This window comes from Serratia sp. B501, assembly GCF_051172315.1.
Taxonomy (GTDB): Bacteria; Pseudomonadota; Gammaproteobacteria; order Enterobacterales; family Enterobacteriaceae; genus Serratia; species Serratia ureilytica.
Window position 1 is genome coordinate 1,210,340 of the sequence record NZ_JBPIZB010000001.1, and the last position, 18,564, is coordinate 1,228,903.

General features: G+C 60.0%; 18 protein-coding genes. 7 read left to right on the top strand and 11 right to left on the bottom strand.

The window, feature by feature from the left end:
* Positions 1–3: 3 nt before the first annotated feature.
* A complete protein-coding gene (narL, locus tag ACSBQV_RS05960; protein WP_033643446.1) occupies positions 4–654 on the top strand; it encodes a two-component system response regulator NarL in 651 nt (216 codons plus the stop codon).
* Here narL and ACSBQV_RS05965 read toward each other — a convergent pair.
* Positions 651–2,162 (bottom strand): YchO/YchP family invasin, encoded by a 1,512-nt coding sequence (locus ACSBQV_RS05965; protein ID WP_099785972.1) that lies wholly within the window; start codon positions 2,160–2,162, stop codon positions 651–653. The two genes, narL and ACSBQV_RS05965, sit on opposite strands and share 4 nt — an antisense overlap.
* A 433-nt stretch (positions 2,163–2,595) precedes the next feature.
* Between ACSBQV_RS05965 and ACSBQV_RS05970 the strand changes: the two genes are divergently transcribed.
* Positions 2,596–3,378, top strand: coding sequence for a prepilin peptidase (locus ACSBQV_RS05970; RefSeq protein WP_099785974.1), 783 nt, complete (start codon positions 2,596–2,598; stop codon positions 3,376–3,378).
* A gap of 98 nt (positions 3,379–3,476) precedes the next feature.
* Entirely contained in the window at positions 3,477–4,745 is a 1,269-nt protein-coding gene (locus ACSBQV_RS05975; protein ID WP_158234561.1) for an EpsG family protein, read from the top strand.
* A gap of 63 nt (positions 4,746–4,808) precedes the next feature.
* On the opposite strand, the gene ACSBQV_RS05980 is transcribed toward ACSBQV_RS05975, so the two are convergent.
* The 6 genes from ACSBQV_RS05980 to ACSBQV_RS06005 form a co-directional block, all read right to left on the bottom strand.
* Positions 4,809–6,392 carry an ABC transporter substrate-binding protein gene (locus ACSBQV_RS05980; RefSeq protein ID WP_099785978.1) on the bottom strand — a complete coding sequence of 528 codons (1,584 nt, stop codon included), beginning with the start codon at positions 6,390–6,392 and terminating at the stop codon, positions 4,809–4,811.
* A gap of 132 nt (positions 6,393–6,524) precedes the next feature.
* On the bottom strand, positions 6,525–7,196 hold the full coding sequence (locus ACSBQV_RS05985) for an ABC transporter ATP-binding protein (RefSeq protein WP_033643450.1): 672 nt from the start codon (positions 7,194–7,196) through the stop codon (positions 6,525–6,527).
* Positions 7,193–8,035 (bottom strand): ABC transporter ATP-binding protein, encoded by an 843-nt coding sequence (locus ACSBQV_RS05990; protein WP_033643451.1) that lies wholly within the window; start codon positions 8,033–8,035, stop codon positions 7,193–7,195. The genes ACSBQV_RS05985 and ACSBQV_RS05990 overlap by 4 nt, the downstream gene beginning before the upstream one ends.
* Positions 8,025–8,894, bottom strand: a complete 870-nt coding sequence (locus ACSBQV_RS05995) for an ABC transporter permease (RefSeq protein ID WP_046687287.1) — start codon at positions 8,892–8,894, stop codon at positions 8,025–8,027. The genes ACSBQV_RS05990 and ACSBQV_RS05995 overlap by 11 nt, the downstream gene beginning before the upstream one ends.
* Positions 8,891–9,946 carry an ABC transporter permease gene (locus tag ACSBQV_RS06000; protein ID WP_099785980.1) on the bottom strand — a complete coding sequence of 352 codons (1,056 nt, stop codon included), beginning with the start codon at positions 9,944–9,946 and terminating at the stop codon, positions 8,891–8,893. The genes ACSBQV_RS05995 and ACSBQV_RS06000 overlap by 4 nt, the downstream gene beginning before the upstream one ends.
* Positions 9,946–11,514, bottom strand: coding sequence for an ABC transporter substrate-binding protein (locus ACSBQV_RS06005; RefSeq protein ID WP_099785982.1), 1,569 nt, complete (start codon positions 11,512–11,514; stop codon positions 9,946–9,948). Before ACSBQV_RS06005 ends, ACSBQV_RS06000 begins: the two co-directional genes overlap by 1 nt.
* 279 nt (positions 11,515–11,793) lie before the next feature.
* Here ACSBQV_RS06005 and ACSBQV_RS06010 point away from each other — a divergent pair, with 279 nt between their 5' ends.
* Positions 11,794–12,441 carry a hypothetical protein gene (locus ACSBQV_RS06010; RefSeq protein ID WP_099785984.1) on the top strand — a complete coding sequence of 216 codons (648 nt, stop codon included), beginning with the start codon at positions 11,794–11,796 and terminating at the stop codon, positions 12,439–12,441.
* On the top strand, positions 12,431–12,622 hold the full coding sequence (locus tag ACSBQV_RS06015; RefSeq protein ID WP_033643456.1) for a hypothetical protein: 192 nt from the start codon (positions 12,431–12,433) through the stop codon (positions 12,620–12,622). Before ACSBQV_RS06010 ends, ACSBQV_RS06015 begins: the two co-directional genes overlap by 11 nt.
* Before the next feature lie 50 nt (positions 12,623–12,672).
* On the opposite strand, the gene cbl is transcribed toward ACSBQV_RS06015, so the two are convergent.
* From cbl to chaB, 3 genes are all read right to left on the bottom strand, one after another.
* Positions 12,673–13,626, bottom strand: a complete 954-nt coding sequence (gene cbl, locus ACSBQV_RS06020; RefSeq protein ID WP_033634950.1) for an HTH-type transcriptional regulator Cbl — start codon at positions 13,624–13,626, stop codon at positions 12,673–12,675.
* 300 nt (positions 13,627–13,926) lie between these two features.
* Positions 13,927–14,622, bottom strand: a complete 696-nt coding sequence (locus ACSBQV_RS06025; protein ID WP_033643457.1) for a gamma-glutamylcyclotransferase — start codon at positions 14,620–14,622, stop codon at positions 13,927–13,929.
* Positions 14,623–14,872: 250 nt separating this feature from the next.
* On the bottom strand, positions 14,873–15,100 hold the full coding sequence (gene chaB / locus ACSBQV_RS06030; protein ID WP_033643458.1) for a putative cation transport regulator ChaB: 228 nt from the start codon (positions 15,098–15,100) through the stop codon (positions 14,873–14,875).
* Between the two features lie 130 nt (positions 15,101–15,230).
* Here chaB and ACSBQV_RS06035 point away from each other — a divergent pair, with 130 nt between their 5' ends.
* Positions 15,231–16,049 carry a siderophore-interacting protein gene (locus ACSBQV_RS06035; protein WP_099785986.1) on the top strand — a complete coding sequence of 273 codons (819 nt, stop codon included), beginning with the start codon at positions 15,231–15,233 and terminating at the stop codon, positions 16,047–16,049.
* A gap of 292 nt (positions 16,050–16,341) precedes the next feature.
* Positions 16,342–17,445 carry a sodium-potassium/proton antiporter ChaA gene (gene chaA / locus ACSBQV_RS06040; RefSeq protein WP_025303229.1) on the top strand — a complete coding sequence of 368 codons (1,104 nt, stop codon included), beginning with the start codon at positions 16,342–16,344 and terminating at the stop codon, positions 17,443–17,445.
* 36 nt (positions 17,446–17,481) lie between these two features.
* Here chaA and lpxO read toward each other — a convergent pair whose 3' ends face one another.
* Entirely contained in the window at positions 17,482–18,384 is a 903-nt protein-coding gene (gene lpxO / locus ACSBQV_RS06045; protein WP_025303230.1) for a lipid A hydroxylase LpxO, read from the bottom strand.
* Positions 18,385–18,564 lie beyond the last annotated feature (180 nt).

Here is an 18,564-nt window from a genome sequence, read left to right on the forward strand (position 1 = left end):
ACCATGACGACAGAAACCGCCGCCACCATCTTACTGATCGACGACCACCCCATGCTGCGCAACGGCGTAAAACAGCTGATCGGCATGGACGCTCGCCTGCAGGTCATCGCCGAAGCCAGCAACGGTGAACAAGGGGTCGCGCTGGCGGAGCAGCACGATCCGGATCTGATCCTGCTCGACCTGAACATGCCCGGCATCAACGGGCTGGAAACGCTGGATCGCCTGCGTCAGACCGACCTGTCGGGGCGCATCGTGGTGTTCAGCGTATCCAACCATGAAGACGACGTCGTCAGCGCGCTCAAGCGGGGCGCCGATGGCTATCTGCTGAAAGACATGGAGCCGGAGGATCTGCTTAAGGCGCTGCATCAGGCGGCGGCCGGGCAGATGGTGCTCAGCGAAACGCTGACGCCGATCCTCGCCGCCAGCCTGCGGGAAAACCGCCCGAGCGCCGAACGCGATATTCAGCAACTGACGCCGCGCGAACGGGATATCCTGAAGCTGATCGCCCAGGGGCTGCCGAACAAACTGATCGCCCGCCGCCTGACCATCACGGAAAGCACCGTCAAGGTACACGTCAAACACCTGCTGAAAAAGATGAAGCTGAAATCCCGCGTCGAGGCCGCCGTGTGGGTGTTGCAGGGTAAAAACGGTTAATCGTCGCCGTACAGCGGCCCGGTTTGCGCCGGGATCGGCGGCGGCGTCAGGGTTTGGATCGGCGGCTGATCCGCTTCATCACCGGCGGTCGCCGTCAGCGGCGGCGCCACTTTCAGTTCTATCCAGTTGGACGTCACGCGCTGCTGTTTGTCGTCCTCCAGCGTGACCGACAGCCGATAGCTGTTGGCGGCGCCCGGGGCGTCATCCCACGGCGGCACGATCGCCGTCCAGCCCTGCGGGTCGTTGGCATTGTGCGGCGGCGTCAGGCTCAGCGCCTGCGTATCCCCCTGCCAGCTGACGTGAGAAATCCCGTGCAACGCCTTGATTTCCAATACCAGCGGCACGGTTTCCCCCGCCTGCAGGCTCCACGGCGGCGTGGCCAGGAACACCTGCAGCGTCTTGCGCTGGCGGAACTCCAGCACCGGCACGTTTTTACGCTCGACAGGATCGTAGCGGCTGCCGCGCAGCGACTTGGCCTGAGCCACATACTCCGGCGAAATCTGCTTGACCAGCGGCACCCCGAGCCGGTAGCTCAGCGCCAATTCCACCTGATCCTGGCTCTGCCCGCCCGCACCAATCTTATGCAACGCCTTCATCGTCACCAGCGGCACCGGGGTATAATTGAGCCCCAGTTGCATCGCGCGCGGATCGTTCTGTTTCTTGCCGCTGCCGAACAGATCGACATTCTCGCCCAGGTACTGTTCATAGCTGAGCGAACCGCCGATTTGGCGATAGAACGGCAAATAGCCCTGCGTCGTGATGTCGTAACCGCGCGCCGGACGGTTGAAAAATACCCCATCGCCGGGCTGTTGCGACAGCGCCGACAGCGGATAGTAATAGTTGGTGGAGAAACGCAGGTAGTCCCCCCAGGCTTCCGCCCCCACGCTGCCGCGATTGCGCTGCCGGGCGAAATCGCTGTCGAGCGCCGTGTTGTAACCCAGCAGCCAGTCACCGGCGATCCAGCGTTGCCCCAGCGCGACATTGCCGAGCGCCCCGGTGCTTTGCTGCAGCCAGCCGATTTGGCTGTAGGTCAACAACCCATCGACGTCGTACAACGGGCTGAAGAGCTGGCCGTTGCTGCCGGTAAAATCGCCCTCGCCGTTCATCTTCAGCGACAGCCGGGCGGTTCCCAACGGAGACAGCAGTTCTTGCGCCTGTTGCTGCAGCGCGCCAGTCGCCTGCCCCAGCAAATAATCTTCAGCGCGGCTGCGCATCTGCTGACGTGAAACGTTGTTCAGATCTTTTTCGCCGAGCTGTTTGGCCATCTCGGCCCACTGCTTCTCGCGCGCGGCATCGTCGGGCGCACCGCCCAGTTCGGGCAAGTTCGCCGCCGGATCTGCGCCGGCCTGTTCGGAAGAGATAACGCTGTCCGGCGCCGGTGGGGATTCGGCGCACGCGGGCGCCGCGCCGGCCAGCCACACCAGCGGCCCGGCCAGCCACGCCGTCTGGCGTCGGTGCCAGAATCGCTTTTTAGTCTTGATGAGTACTGCCTGAATAACGTCTTTCATGACATCGTTGGCTTCCCTCCTTCCTGGAGCACGCCAACCCACTGCTTTGCCGCCGCCATTCCCGCGACAGCGCTGAAAAACCTCACGCCCCCCAGCCCGGCGGGGGCGCCTATGTCCTCATAGCCTAACGGCTTGCCGAGCAGAAACAATAGGATAAACCCCAATCGCTCCCCAGTGACGTCGTCACTTGTACCCTTTACCGATCCATTCCGGCCGCCAGGTGAATTCACCGCATTTTAGCGCCGATTTTGCCGATAAAAAGCACAGTACCCCGTGGCTGCGCGCCACCGCGCAGGGCATTGTACACCCCTGCAATACGCAGCGTGGCGATGCGAACGCCTGCGCATTCCTCACAACCGACCGCGTTTTCCCCTGATGAAATACGCATTTTGCCGTTATTTTAGCCGTCTGTTCTACGACTGGCGGAGTCCGGATGTTGCTTTCTTTACTGTGGCACGCGCTGTTTTTCACCGCGCTGCTGTCGGCGGGCCTGATCGCCTTCGCGCTCATTACGTGGCTGGAACGCGTGGAGGGCGTCAACGATCGCCCACAGAGGTTGCGCCTTCAGGGGCCGCTGCTGACGGCACTGGGGCTGGCGTTGGCGACGCTGCCCCTGAGCCTGGCTGCAGCGCCTCGATGGGGGTTAGTGCCGGCCGCGGCGCTCCTGATCGCCCTGGCCTGGCTGGACTGGCGCCATCGGTGGCTGCCGGATCGACTGACTCAGCCGCTGCTGTGGGGCGGGCTACTGTGCAACCTTGACGCTCGCTGGGCGCCGCTGGAAGACGCCGTGCTGGGTGCCGTCGCCGGTTACGGCGCGTTATGGCTGCTCAATGCGCTCTACCGGCTGACGCAGCGGCGTGACGGCATCGGCCAAGGCGATTTCAAACTGCTGGCGGCGCTGGGTGCCTGGCTTGGCTGGACGATGTTGCCGCTGCTGGTCTTTCTGGCGGCGGCGTTCGGATTGGGCGTCGCGTTGGCGCGTGGCCTGCACAACCGCCGAGCCTGGCGAACGCCGCAACCTTTCGGTATCGGGTTAGCGGCGGCCGGCTGGCTATGCCTGCTGACCGGTCCCGGCTCACCTGGCCCGCAGTGGAATTTCATTTATTTCACAGCATCAACCCCACATGAAATCGAGGCAGAACGCGGTTCTGCGCATTTCGCACCGTTTTTACCCAGCCTCGCCGACGGCCATTTTTCCGCTGCCGGCAAGGGATGATAACCCGGTGAAATTTTGCCTATTTCACCAAAACTCACTGTGTCCCTTTAGGCCCCCGGTGTTATGTTCCCCAGCTGGATCACGCCATGGAGCATCCCATGCAAAACCCGGTCAGGCCACTCGCCGCCCTTCCCGACAGCGAACAGGCGCATTCTTCCGTGCAATGGCTGCTGCTGGGCGCCGTCGCCATCACAGGCGTTTGGTTCGCCCCCTATTTATCGTTGGTGATTTGCAGCGGCTTGATCGCCGCCTTTATGCTGCTGCGCCAGCAACCCGATCGCGTGCTGAATCTCACCGCCTTCCTGCTGCTGACCGTGATATCCGCGGTGCCGCTGGCGACGAAGAACCTCGAGCCGGTGATGAACGACAAGGTGAACTACTACCTTGAGATGCAGCAGTACAGCGGCTACGGCCTGATGGACTGGCTGGCGCAGTTTTCCGGCACCGACTTTGTCTCGCACCTGTTGTTTAAACTGACTGCCACCTGGTTTGGCGTCGGCAATGGCGCATTCGCCGCCTTCTTCCTGATCAGCTTTTCGCTGCTGGCGCTGGGCGTTTACCGCCTGTCGCGCACTTACTTTGCCGTGATCCTGTTTTTGTTCTGCTGCCAGTACAATTTCCAGGGGCTGTACGGCAACCTGTTGCGGCAGGGGCTGGCGCTCTCTTTCCTGGTGCTGGCCGTGTCGGAACAGCACCGCGGCCGCATGCTGCTCTGGATCGTGATGGCGTCCTTCAGCCATTTTTCCGCTTTCCTGTTTCTGCCCTATCTGCTGCTGCCCGCGCGCTGGCGCACCGTGGGCACCCTGCCGGTGCTGGCGCTGTTCGCCGCCTGTTACCTCGGCGGCGCGGTGCTGATGCCTAAACTGATTGCCGTCGTCGGCAACGACTTTCTGGCCTCGCGCGCCGAAGCCTACGTCAGCGGCGACTTCGGTAATAACCCGGTGCGCAAAATCCAAATCACGCTGCTGTACGTCGGCGTGGTGGAGGCGCTGTATCAATTCGCCCGCTACAAGTTCCGCACGCCATCGCCTCAGTTTGTACAAGCCGCCTATGCCGTGCGCCTGATGTTCCTTTATAACTGCGCGGTGTTCTTCGCCACCATCAGCTTTGAAGAGGTGGCCAACCGTTATTCATTCAACATGATGATCTTCGTGCTGATCTTTATGGTGATGGTATGCGGCAATCTGAAAGACGCGATAAGCCGGGTGCTGCTAACGTTGCTGTGCTTCTCGCTGGGCATCGCGTCCTATCTGTATATCAACCAGGTCGGCGTGCAGCAGTTTTGGTACGGCGATCTGCAGGCGCTGGTGACCGACAGCCTGCCGACAATCCTCAATAAGCTGAATCTCGCCGGCACGCCGTGGTGAGCTCGCCGCGTTAACACCGGCCAGGCCCCCCTCTCCTCTCGGCGGCGAGGGGGCATTTTTCGTTCACGGCTGCGTTTTATTCACCCGATCCAGATACAGCATGCTGTTGGCGATATCCACCCGGGCATCTTCAACATTGTCCCGTAATGCCACCAGCGTTTGCCCCTGCAGCGCCAGCACATAAGGCGAACTGGCCTGCAGTTCCCGTTGCAGCGCGGCGTAACGTGCGCTGCGCGCTGCGCTGTCGCCTTCCGCAGCCGCCGCACGCGTTTCCGCGCTGATGGCGGGAATGCTCCACTGGGTGCGCCAGGCCAGGGTCTTCGGCCCGCCCGGCACATTGTAGGCAAAGGCGCTGGCGTTGGTGTTCGGATCCAGATAGTCGGCACCCCAATAGGTGAAGATCGCCTGGAAATCGCGGCCGCGCATCTTGCCCCACAGATCGCTCTCCACCACCGGATGAATGTCCAGCCGCAGCCCAGCCTGCGCAAAGCTGGCCTGCAGCGCCTGCGCGATGTCGGTATACGGCGGCTGGTTGATGACGATCAGGCTGATGCTTGTGCCCTCGGCGATGCCGGCATCGCGCAGGATCTGTTTGGCCTTGTCCACATCGAGCTTAAACGGCCGCTCGTCGAGCGCACCGTCCAATCCCTGCGGCAAGAAGGCCTGATGCACGCGATATTGCCCTTTCAGCAACCGTTCGGCGATGCTCTGATAATCCACCAACCAGCGCGCCGCCTGCCACAGCGCCGGATTGCCCAGCGCCGGGTTGTCTTTGCTGCCGGTATTGAAACCGAGGTAATACACCTTGGGCGCATCGGCCTGCTCAATGCGCACGCCCGGCGCTTTGCGCAGCGAGTCGAACTGGTCGGCGCCCAGATCGTAGGCCACGTCGGCATCCCCCTTCAGCAACAGTAAACGGCGGGTGCCGGCATCGCTGACGTTCTTGAATAACACCGTTTTCAACCGGGCCGGCGACGGCGCGTAATCGTTGCGGCCAAACAGCAGCGCCTCATGCGGCACATAGTTATTCACCCGATACGGGCCGCCGCCGGCCGAATGGTTGCGCAGCCAGGCGTTCCCGAAGTCCGCCTGCTGCGCGTGTTCGCTCAACAGCTTCTCATCCACGATCGAAGCCACGTTCGCCGTCAGCAGCCGCAGCGCCAGCTCGCTGCCGATGTTGGCCGACCAACTGAGCTGCACCTGGTTATCCCCGATCTTCTTCAGCTGCTGCTCGACGTTATCCGGCGTCCAGCCAAACTCAGCGAGAATAAAGGACGGCGCCTTGTTCAGCTTCACCGCACGCACCAGTGAGTAAATCACGTCCTCGGGACGCAGCGGATTGCCGGAAGCGAAATGTTGTTGCGGCTTCAGGGTAAAGATCAGGCTGCGCCCATCGGCGCCCGCTTGCCAACGGGCGGCGGCGTCCGGCGCCAACTTTTGCGGCGCACCGCGATCCGGCGCCACCAGGCGCTGATAGAGATTGACCAAATTGGCCGAGCTGACGGTTTCAAAGCTCTCCGCCGGATCGAGGCTGATGATGCCCTCCAGCGAACTGACCACCACCAAGGTATCCGGCGGGGTGGCGGCCTGCGCGCCGAAAGCGGTCGCCAGCGCGCCATACAATAAGGTTGGGATTAACCGTTTCATCGATACACTCTCCACAATCACGCGGTTGCGTTGTTTTTCGAGTGTAGGGGGTAAGAATTAACAGAAGAACGACGATAAATTGCTTTATTTATTACCAAGATGGATATGCCCGCCGCATTGACGGGCATTGGCTCAGGCAAGGAGACGGCCGTGCGCCATCGCCACCGCACGATCGCACATATGGTCGATCACATCCGCATCGTGACTGACCAGCACCAGGGTCAGATCGCCAGCCTGTTTCAGCTCGTTGAGCAGGTTGAGGATCTCCGCCTGCACCGACATGTCCAGCGCCGAGGTCGGCTCATCCAGCAGCAGCAGCTTCGGCCGCAACAGCAAGGCGCGCACGATCGCCACGCGCTGCCGTTGGCCGCCCGACAGCTGGTGCGGATAGCGATCCAGCAGGCGCGGATCCAATCCTACCTGGCGAAAGCCCGCGCTGATTTTGCGTTCGATGTCGCTTTCCTGCAGCAGGTTGAGCGGTTCCGACAACGTGCGCAACAGCCGGTGCTTGGGGTGAAGCGAAGCATAAGGATCCTGAAATACCATCTGCACTTCACGCCGCAGTTCGCCGGTAAACGCCTGCCCCGGCTGCAGCCGCCGCCCGAGCAGTTCAAAACCGCCGCGCCAGCTGTCGTTCAGCCCGGCCAATACCCACAGCAGCGAGGACTTGCCGCAGCCGGAAGGCCCCACCAGGCCGAAGCACTCGCCCGGTTCGATACGCAGGTTAACGTCGTGCACCACGGTGCGCTGTTCATAACCCTGGCGATGGCTGACGCTGAGGTTCTCCAGTGCAATCACGCTCATTTCAATGCCTCCAGCAGCGCGCGATCCAGCACCGGCAGCGGCTTGCCGCGCGTCTCGCGGCTCGGCCGACACGCCCACAGCGTGCGAGTATAAGGGTGCGTGGCCTGCGCCAGCTCAGCTGCCGGCAGCTGATCCAACAGCTCGCCTTTGTACATCACCAGTACCCGCTCGCAGTGGTGCGCCACCTGCTGCAGATCGTGGCTGATCAGGATCAGCCCCATATTACGTTGCGCCACCAGATTTTCTATCAGCTGCAGCACCTGATCGCGCATCTGGTGATCCAGCGCCGAGGTGGGTTCGTCGGCAATCAGCAGCTGCGGATCGTTGATCAGGGCGATGGCCAGCATCACCCGCTGCCCCATCCCGCCGGAGAGCTGATGCGGATAGCGGCGACACAGCGCCACCGGATCGGGCAAGCCCACCGCCGCCAGCATCTCCAGCACTTTTTCACGCCGCTCGGCGCGGCTCAGCTTGGCATGCAACACCAGCGGCTCCTCCACCTGACGGCCGATCGGCTGATTGGGATTCAACGCATGCTTGGGATCTTGCATCACCATCGCCACCCGGTCGCCGCGCAGTCGGCTCCACTGGCGCTCGCTCAGGCGCGTCAAGTCTTCGTCGCCCAGCGTCAGGCGCTGCGCCCGCAGCTGCAACGGCGGTGGCAATAGCCCCATCAGCGCACGCGCGGTCAACGATTTGCCGGAGCCGGACTCACCGACCAGCGCCAGCCGCTCCCGCCCCATGCTGAACGAAATATTCTTCACCAGCGCCGCCGGCTGCGGCCCCGGCACGCCGATCGCCAAACGTTCAACGGTCAATAAGGTGTTATCAGTGCCCATGACGAGGATCCATTTTATCGCGCAGGCCATCGCCCAGCAGGTTAAAGGCCAGGCTGGCGAACAGGATCGCCCCGCCCGGTGCGGCGGCGACCCACCATTGATCGAAAATCACTTTACTGCCTTCGGCCACCATCGAGCCCCATTCGGCGGTCGGCGGCGCGACGCCCATGCCGAGGAACCCCAGACCGGCGGCGGACAGGATGATGCCGCCCAGGCTCAGCGCCGCGCGCACCACCGCGCTGGGCAGGCATAAAGGTAAAATGTGGCCGACCATCAGCCGCAGCCCGTTGATGCCCTGCATGCGCGCCGCCGCCAGATAATCGCTGCGGCGCAGCGCCAGCGTTTCGGCCCGCGCCTGGCGGGCAAAGGCCGGCCAGCTGGTCAGTGCCAGCGCCAGCGCGCCGTTCATCAGCCCCGGCCCCATCACCGCCACGAACGCCAGCGCGATCACCAGGCTAGGCAACGACAGGAAAATATCGGTCAGACGCATCAAGATGCGTTCTGCCCAGCCGCCGAGATAACCGGCGCAGATGCCCACCAGCAGACCGATAGGAATGGTCAGCACCAGAATCAGCGACACCAGAATCAGCGTCGGCCGCGCGCCGTAAATCACGCGGGAGAGCAAGTCGCGGCCGAAACCGTCGGTGCCCAACCAATGCGTGGCGGAAGGCGGCAGCAGCCGCAGCTCGATATGCTGCAAATTGGGATCGAAAGGCGCCAACCACGGAGCCAGCAGTGCGGTGACGATCAGGATCGCCACCAGCGCTGCGCCGAGCGTCAGCGTGGTCAGCCGCTGACCGGTGCGATAGCCGACGGCCGGCTCGCTTTGCGGTTCGTGTTCAGAGAGATATTGGCTCATCGGGTTCGCGGATCCACTAGATAGGTCAAGGCATCGGCCAGGGTATTCAACAGCACGAAACAGGTGCCGATCAGCAGCGTGGCGCCGAGGATCGCCGGGGTGTCGGCGGCAAACAGCGCCGAGGTCAGATAGCGCCCGACGCCGGGCCAGGCGAACACCGTTTCGGTCAATACCGCGCCCTCCAGCAGGCTGGCATAGGAGAGTGACAGTACGGTGATCAACGTCCCCAGCACGTTGGGAAACACGTGGCGCAGCAGAATGCGCAGGCGGCCGGCGCCTTTGGAACGCGCCAGCGTCACGTATTCCTTGTTGCACTCTTCCAGCATCGCCGCGCGCAGCAGCCGGGTGATGCCCGCCATCGACAGCAGCGCCAGCGCCACGACCGGCAGCCACAGGTGGCTGATGGCGTTGTAGAACATCTCGCGATCGCCGGACAGCCAGCTGTCAATCAACACGAAACCCGTACGCGGCTCCATGCTGTACAAGTAAATGTCATCCAGGCGCCCCGGCCCCGCCGACCAGTGCAGCGTGGCGTAGAACAGCAGCAGCCCCAGCAGGCTCAACCAGAAAATCGGCACCGAATAACCCACCAGCGACAGCAACCGCGCCGCATTATCCAACCAGCTCCCCGGTTTGAGCACCGCCAGAAACGCCAGCGTAATACCGCCTAACGCGCCGAGAATAATGGCGCAGGTGGCCAGTTCCACCGTTGCCGGGAAGGTACGCAACAGATCGCTCAGCACCGGCTGGGCGGTAATGCGCGAAATGCCCAGATCGCCGTGCGCCAGATGCGCCAAATAGCGCCAAAATTGCACCGGCAGCGGCTGGTCCAGCCCCAGGTCATGACGCACCTGCGCATAGGTGGCTTCGCTGGCGTGATCGCCCGCCACCTGCAGCGCCGGATCGATCGGCGCCAGGTGCGACAGCATAAAGGTGAACAGCAGCAGGCCGAGCAGCGTTAACGCCAGCGACAACACGCCGCCGAGCAGCCGCCCGCCCCAGCGCCAATACCGCCGGGCTAGCCCGGCGGAGGCGGAGAGTTCAGCGGCCATTACTTGCTGACCTTGCTGTAGAACACCATGTCAGGGTTGATGCCCTGCACATAGCCCTTGAGGTTGTCACGCACCGCGATCAGGCTGCGCGCCTGCAGGCCGATGACAAACGGCGAACTTTGCTGCACCTGTTTCTGCAGTTGCTGATAGTCAGCCACCCGTTTGGCGGTGTCGTTTTCCGCAGTGGCGGCCAGCGTCAACTTGCTCAGCGCCGGGATCTTCCAGTTGGCTCGCCAGGCCAGCGTCTTGCTGCCGTCCTCCGGGTTGTAGGCAAAGGCGGCCGCGTTGGTGTTGGGGTCGAAGTAATCCGGCCCCCAGGAGGTCAGCGTCGCATCGTAGTTAAGCGCTTTCACCTTGGTGGAGACCTGCGAGCTGATGCCCGGCACCAGTTCGACCTTCACGCCGCCCTGAGCAAAACTGGCCTGCAGCGCCTGAGCGATATCCAGGTACGGCGGCTGGTTGTTGACGTCCAGACGGAAACTGACGTTGCTCAGCCCCGCTTTGGCCAGTATTTCTTTGGCTTTCTGTGGATTGAAGCTGTATGGCTGCTCCTTGAGCGCCCCCAGATAACCGTCCGGCAGGAATGCCTGATGGCTCTGGAACTGCCCTTTCAGCAGATCGTCGGCGATGCCTTGGTAATCGAACAGCCAGCGCGCCGCCTCCCAAAACGCCGGGTTGCCGAGCGCCGGCGACGCCTTGGCGTTGAACTGCAGGAAATAAAGCGAGGCGTAAGGAATGGCCAACGGTTTGACGCCCGGCTTGCCCTTCAGGGCCGCCATCTGGTCCGCCCCCAGGTTGCGCGCGATGTCGGCATCGCCCTGCTCAATCAGCAAACGGCGCGCGGCCGGATCGGGCACGTTTTTGATCAGGATGGTTTTCAACGTCGGCGCCCCTTCCGGCGAGCCGGGGTTCGCGTCCAACACCACCACTTCGTGCGGCACATAGGTGCGGATTTTGTAAGGGCCGCTGCCGGCGGAGTGGCTGTTCAACCATTGGTGCCCCAGATCGTCGCCCTGCTGGTGCGCCAGCGCCTCTTTGGCGTCGACGATCGAGGATACCGGCGCCGACAGCAGACTTAGCACGAAGGCCGGGCTGACGTTTTCATCCCAGCTGATTTTTACCGTATGGTCATCCACCTTGGTCAGGTGTTGATCCACGTTCTTCGCGTTCCAGCCCAGCTGCGTCAGGATAAACGACGGTTCGAGATTGAGTTTCACCACCCGTGAAAGCGAAAAGATCACGTCCTCCGGCCGCAGCGGGTTGCCGCTGGCGAATTTGGCGTCCGGGCGCAGGCTGAAGGTCAGGCTGCGGTTATCGGCGCCGGCCTGCCAACGGCTGGCCAGGGTCGGTTTGAGATCGACGGGATTGTGCGGATCGGACTGGATCAGACGTTGATACAGGCTGTTGAACGACTGCACCGTGGTTAACTCAAATCCCTGAGCCGGGTCAAAGCTGACCACGTCATCGATAGACTGCGCGATCACCAACGTGTTGGCCGGCGTCGCCGCCTGTACGTCAACGCTGGCCGCCACGGCCAAAAACAGCAAAGAAGGAACGAGCGCTTTCATCTGAAACTCTCCAAGCGGATGGAATTTATAATAATTTCGCGAGTGTATGCGAGCGTGATCGGCAGCTGAAGGTACTTAAATCACTATAGATATTCTTTTTATGTATATAGATGGGGTTTTGATTATTAGAGCGAGGATTGCGCGGCCGATCGCACTCTCGCGGCACCTCGCAGCAATTGCCCATTGTCTTTGCGGCGCGATTCGCAGCGATGAAAGTCGAGGTTTGAGTCTGTTTCATCGGGTGATTAACGTGAGCTCGGTCACCCAAAGGACGGGCAAATGGAAAACCATCCATCAGAAAATGGCTTCTCAATCCGGCATGAGAGAGCGATAGAGCAAACATTGGCAGATATGAACAGCGTGCTGCTTGAGTCGGATCTCTTTATGACTCGTCTGACGGTACAAGACCGGCGCTGGCAAAAAGGCAGAAAAAACGGCCATACGTTAAATTGGCGCTCTCTCTTTAAATATCATGCCCAAATGCCCATAACTTTCGCTTTTGTCTACCGGCGAATAACCAGCCCGCTGAGCCGTGCAGGCTTTTGTCTGTGCCGTTATCTCCAGGCCGAGAACGTTATTGAACTTGTCGCGCTGGAGAATTTCTCCTTGCGCGAAACGCAACATCCACTGAAAGGCAATATGCTGCGCAACTGCTTGCAGGCTCTGTATCTGTATGGCCTGAACCTGCAAGAGCAGGGGCTGACGCCGGCGTCTCCGCCGGACATGCTGATCAGCCACGCCATTAATCACCGCGTGTTGGCGCTGTATACCCGTCAGGCCGCCTTTGAAGTGATACCCGGTACCATGACATGTAAAACCAGCTTCAACGCACTGAAAAAGTACATACAATCGCTGGAAAAATACGGTGCCAAATGTGATAAGGTGCGTACAAATAACGCGCAAAAAGGAAGCAAAAATGAAAAATAAGGATCTGACCGACCCGACGCTCTCCATTCAAGAGCAAAAACGCATCGCCATAGAGATTCTACGTCAGTACCATCGCTGGGAGATGGCCAACCCTCGCCCCCCCGAAGAACTCCCTGAATGGGAAGCCATCGGCCCGTTCAGAAAAAGTAAACGTCATCTGATCGAACGTACCGACGACTGATCCCGCATTAGCCCGCAAGCAATCCGGTCCGGCAGGGCAATGACGCGCTGTTAAATCTGGTAATCAATCACCGCGTCCAGCTGCGACGAGAAGACCTTGTCCTTGATTTCGGTCAGCGACAGCGTCGGATTGCACAGCTGGATAAAGCGCCAGGCATAGTTGCGCTGCAGCTGGCTGCGTTTCAGGCCCAGCCATACCGTATTAGGCTCAAACAAATGCTCGGCGTTGAGACTGACCAAGCCGCGATCGCGCTCTTTTTCATACGACATGTCCGCCAGCACGCCCACGCCTAACCCCAACTCGACGTAGGTTTTAATCACGTCGGAGTCCTGCGCGCTGAGCGCGATGTCCGGAGTCAGGCCCGCCGCTTTGAACGCCGCATCCAGCTTCGCGCGCCCGGTAATGCCCTGGCGGTAAGTGATCAGCGGCAAGGTGCTGAGCATCTCCAGCGTCACCTGCGGCTGACGCGTCAACTCGTGCCCTTCCGGCACCAGGATGGTGTGATGCCAGCGGTAGTAAGGGAACGCCGCCAGCGATTCGTCACTCATCAGCCGTTCGCTGGCGATGCCGATATCGGCTTCTCCGGCGGCCAACATCGAGACGATCTCCTCAGGGCTGCCCTGATTGAGCACCACCCGCACCCGCGGATAAAGCGCGCGAAACTCTTTGATTACCCCCGGCAGACTGTAACGCGCCTGAGTGTGCGTCGTTGCGATATGCAGCTGCCCCGAGTCGTTGCTGCTGAAAACGTCCGCCAGGCGACGGATGTTGTTGGCGTCGTTGAGAATGCGCTCCGCCACCACCAGCAGCTCTTTGCCGGGTTCGGTCATGCCCAGCAGCCGTTTGCCGCGGCGAATGAATATTTCAATGCCCAGCTCTTCTTCCAGCTCGCGAATATGCCGACTGACGCCGGACTGCGAGGTAAATAACGTATTGGCGACCTCAGTCAGGTTGTAGTTGCAGCGCGCCGATTCACGAATAATTTTTAATTGTTGAAAGTTCATCCCCGTCTCCCTGTTTCTTCCAGTAGCGTTAGCCATATTGATACGGAGTCCGACGAGTCTGAACAAATAAGAAATAACCTTTACTTATGCAATTTAATACTAAGTCGGTCATTCTGCTTCGCAGGTGGGGTGGGAAACTGACAAAAAACAGCTAATGACTTTAAAAATAACGGGATAGATAACCACAATAAAAACATGCCTTAAATCGCTGTGCAAATTAAAGTTATTAAATATAGGCATTAGATATAAAAAAGGGCTCAGCATGCTGAGCCCCTCACCGTTCGTATTCCCGCAGCAGCCTCAGGCGGTGGCCTCGCTGCCGATGCCGCCGGTGCGGTTCTGCTGCAGCCACTGCTGTACACAGCGCACCAGATCGCCGATGCAATCATCCTGCATGCCGTGGTGCTTTAACTCGTTATCCAGCGCAAACAGATATTGCGCGTTGGTGCCCAGCGGGCCGCTGGCGCTGGCGATCAATGGCGCGATCACCTGGTAGCTGGTGTCTTCTTCAAACAGCGGATGCTGCGGGTTCATCACGAACACCAACGCAGTAACCTTCTCGCCGCCATCCAACTGCAGCTCGCACCAGGTGGGCACGTAACAATCGGTCACCATTTCGCGTTTCCAAAGCAGCTCCAACTCTTCACGCAGCTTGCTTTCCGGCAAACGAAACGCCAGCCCCGTGGTGTGGCCGCCGGCTTTTAACGCCAGCATGCGCCCCGGCTGATGCAGCGTGCCGCGCCCGGCGGTCAAGCGCATGCAGAACGCCCGGTGCCAGCCCTGCAGCGTGGCCGGCCGCACTTCTTCCGATTCGAAAACCGGGTTCCACATCAGCGAACCGTAACCGAATATCCATACGGGGCTGTGATCCGGCCGGCGCGATAAGGTGCAATCCAACGAGGCTGCACGCTGTTCAGGCGTCAGCAACAACGACTCCTCAATAGCGCCGAATGCAGTTTTGCAATCCGCTTTTTGCAGAAAATCTCGCGTTAACACTGATATTACCTCCCGGGAATACGATTTCTCGCCTTCCCTCGCCACTGCTGAACCTTTGATGTTTTATTTTCGGCTGCGGATTTTTATTAATTCAATCACCGCGCCTTATAAGAATGACCTTATTCTTTTCCTGACGTGCAATCAAGTTACAAAGCGGCGTTAAAGTGAAAAAGTATTTGTACTGAGCAGCAATAATATTAATTGCCGGGCTCCACATAATGTCTGCGCGATTTTACTGCGTGATAATTCGTTACTTTTTATGCCAGCGTTCGTCGTCGCCCTTGCGATAGCTTTGCTTGACCGCCGCCCAGGCCACCTTATGCGCCGTCTCTTCCCGGCTGTCGTCACCGCGCCGCTCATCGGGATCCCGGTATTGTTGCCAGGCGCTGTTGAACGCTTCTTTATAGATCGCCTGCGCATGTTCCGGCAGCACATGCTTAACGTTGTCCGGCAAGTCGTTCGTGCTGTGGTAGGGCATATGGCCTCCCCTTTCAGGATGAGTGAACCTTAAGCCTAGCCCACATGCGGTTTCGTCTCAATTAGCAAACAATTCTCATTATCAAACGACATGTTATACTCACCGCCAAACGAACTATAAGGAGAATCCCGTGACTACCGAAGCCCCTCGCTCACGCGCCCCCTACCTGATCGCCGTCAGCCGCGTACAGGACATTACGCCGCACCTGCGCCGCATTACCTTTACCGCTCCCGATCTGCGTTACTACCCGGCCAATGCCGCCGCTGCACACATCAAAGTCTTTTTGCCGCTCGCCGGCCAGACGCAGCCGGACCTGCCGACGCTGACCGAAAACGGCCCGCGTTGGGCTGCGGACGCCGTGCGCCCGATCGTGCGTACCTATTCCATCCGCGCCGTGCGCCCGGAACTGGCGGAAGTGGACATCGAGTTCGCCATTCATGACCATCAGGGCCCGGCGGTGGACTTTGCACGCCAGGCGAAAGCCGGTGATAAAATCGGCATCAGCAACCCGGGCGGCCCCAAGCCGATGCTGCCGGCCGCCGACTTCTACTGCCTGGCGGGCGATCCTTCCTCACTGCCTGCGCTGGCCGCACTGCTGGAAAACCTGCCGCCACACAGTGCCGGACGCGCTTTCGTCCGCGTCGACAGCAACGCTGACGTCATTGACCTGAAGAAACCCGCCGACGTTGAGGTCAATTGGGTCGTCGGCGGCACGGAGAAGACCGACGAGTTGGTCGCTCGGTTCCGCGCGCAGTCCCTGCCGCAGGGCGAAACCCACTTCTGGCTCGCCGGTGAAGATCGCCTGGTGGTTGAGCTGCGCCGCTACCTGCGTCGCGAACGTCAATGCGATCGTAATCGTCTTTATGCTGTGCCTTACTGGCGTGAGGGGCTAAATGAAGAGGGTTACCACAATAAACGGCATGAAATCATGGATAATATTGACGACTGACGGTCTCATTTTCCTTGATTAACCACGAGCTAAACAAGTAAACACGACTTTTCTCAAATCTAACGCTAAAAATTGGCGTTATTGCGTAAAAGTAAGTAAATAAAACCGCACCCCGTGCGGTTTTTTTGCTACCCTGATCACATAAGCAAGCAATTGCTTTCTCAGATAAAACAACATCACACCGGCGCCGCGGGTGTATCCTAATATAAAATACCTACTGGAAACGCAACGTTGCCGTATTACGGCGACCGGCGCTGACGGGCTACGCTGTTTGAGAAGGAGTGCCACCCTCATGAAGTCGCAACACGATCCTGGCCGATCCACCAAATCTCGCCACACCGAATACTCGCTGATCTTCCCTATCGCCGCGCTGGTGGTGTTAAATCTATGGGGCAGCACCGATAACTTTCCGCTGATCGTCGGCATCAATATTCTCGCGCTGGTGGGGATCCTCAGCAGCGCCTTCAGCGTGGTGCGCCACGCCGACGTGCTGGCTCACCGATTGGGCGAACCCTACGGCTCGCTGATCCTCAGTTTGTCCGTCGTGATCCTCGAAGTCAGCCTGATTTCCGCGCTGATGGCCACCGGCGACGCCGCGCCAGCGCTGATGCGCGACACGCTGTACTCCATCATCATGATCGTTTCCGCCGGCCTGGTCGGCTTTGCGCTGCTGCTCGGCGGGCGCAAGTTCGCCACCCAGTACGTCAACCTGGGCGGCATCAAACAGTATCTGATGGCGATTTTCCCGCTGGCGGTGATCGTGCTGGTGTTCCCGAGCGCGCTGCCAGGCGGCAACTTCAGCACCGGGCAAGCGCTGCTGGTGGCGTTGATCTCCGCCGCCATGTATGGCGTGTTCCTGGTGATCCAGACCAAAACCCACCAGAGCCTGTTCGTGTACGAGCATGAAGACGACGATGGCGACCCGCACCACGGCAAGCCCTCTTCGCACAGCAGCGCCTGGCACGCCGCCTGGCTCATCGTGCACCTGATCGCGGTTATCGCCGTCACCAAGTTCAACGCCAACCCGCTGGAAGGCCTGCTGACCAAGATGAATGCACCGGCGCAGTTCACCGGTTTCCTGGTGGCGCTGTTGATCCTGTCGCCGGAAGGCCTGGGCGCGCTGCGCGCCGTGTTGAACAATCAGGTGCAACGCGCCATGAACCTGTTCTTCGGTTCGGTGCTGGCGACCATCTCCCTGACGGTGCCGGCGGTGACCATCATCGCTACTCTGACCGGGCAGACGCTGATCTTCGGCCTGCAAACGCCGCATATCGTGGTGATGTTGACGGTGCTGCTGCTGTGCCAGCTGTCGTTCTCGACCGGCCGCACCAACGTGCTGAACGGCACCGCCCACCTGGCGCTGTTCGCCGCCTACATGATGACTATCTTCGCCTGATCAAAAAGGGGCGCACTCTGTGCGCCCCTGCCTTCGCTATACCGAGAAGAATATCGCCGCGGCGATCCCCCCGAACAAAATCCACTTGATGATGTAATAACCGGTGCGGTTCCAGGCCTTCAGGCGTTTCCCCACCCGGCGTATCGCATAGATGTATTTGAACATCTTGTTGACGCCGCCGGTGCGATCACCCTCTTCATTCGGCGCCGTGGCGGCGCTCATCAGGTTGCGCCCCAGCCAGTGATTCACCGCCTGCGCCCAGCGGTAACGCATCGGCCGTTCGATGTCGCAAAACAGGATCAGACGGTTCTGCCCGCTCTGGTTTTCCGCGTAGTGCAGATAGGTTTCATCGAACATCACCCCTTCACCGTCGCGCCAGCTGTAGCGCTCACCGTCCACCTCAATGAAGCAGCGGTCATCGTTGGGGGTAATCAACCCCAGGTGATAGCGCAGCGAACCGGCGTAAGGATCGCGGTGGCGCGGCAAACGGCTGCCGTCCGGCAGTTCGGCGAACATCGCCGCCTTGACCGAAGGCAGGCTGCGCAGCAGTTCCGTGGTCTGCGGGCACAGGGTCATGGCGGAAGGATGGCTGTCTTCATACCATTTCAGGTAGAAGCGCTTCCAACCGGTCTTGAAGAACGAGTTGAAACCGGCGTCGTTGAATTGATCGGACGCTTTGATCTGCTGAATCTCCATCAGCTTCTGTCCTTCGTCGCGGATGGTTTCCCAGTTCTCCCGCAGTACCGCCAGCTCAGGGAACTGCTCCGGCTTCAGGTACGGCGTAGTCGGCACACGAGAAAACAGATACATGAAGACGTTCAACGGTGCGGTAAAGGTGGAATGGTCAGACAGCTGCCGCCAAACGTTATAGCGCACCCGTCCGCGGTAATGCACATAGACGACGCATAAAATAAGCAAAATCAGAATGATATATTTCATGTTTGAATCGCAGCAAGGAACCCACACTCAATGCGCCGTGCGGCGCACACCCCAGAAAATGTCCTTTTGGCGGCGCACGCAAACTGCGCGCCAATCTGGAACCCATTAATCATTAACGCTAACTCAACGAAAATCTATACAAAAAGCCACAATAATTTACACAAAGGCTAAACGAGATGA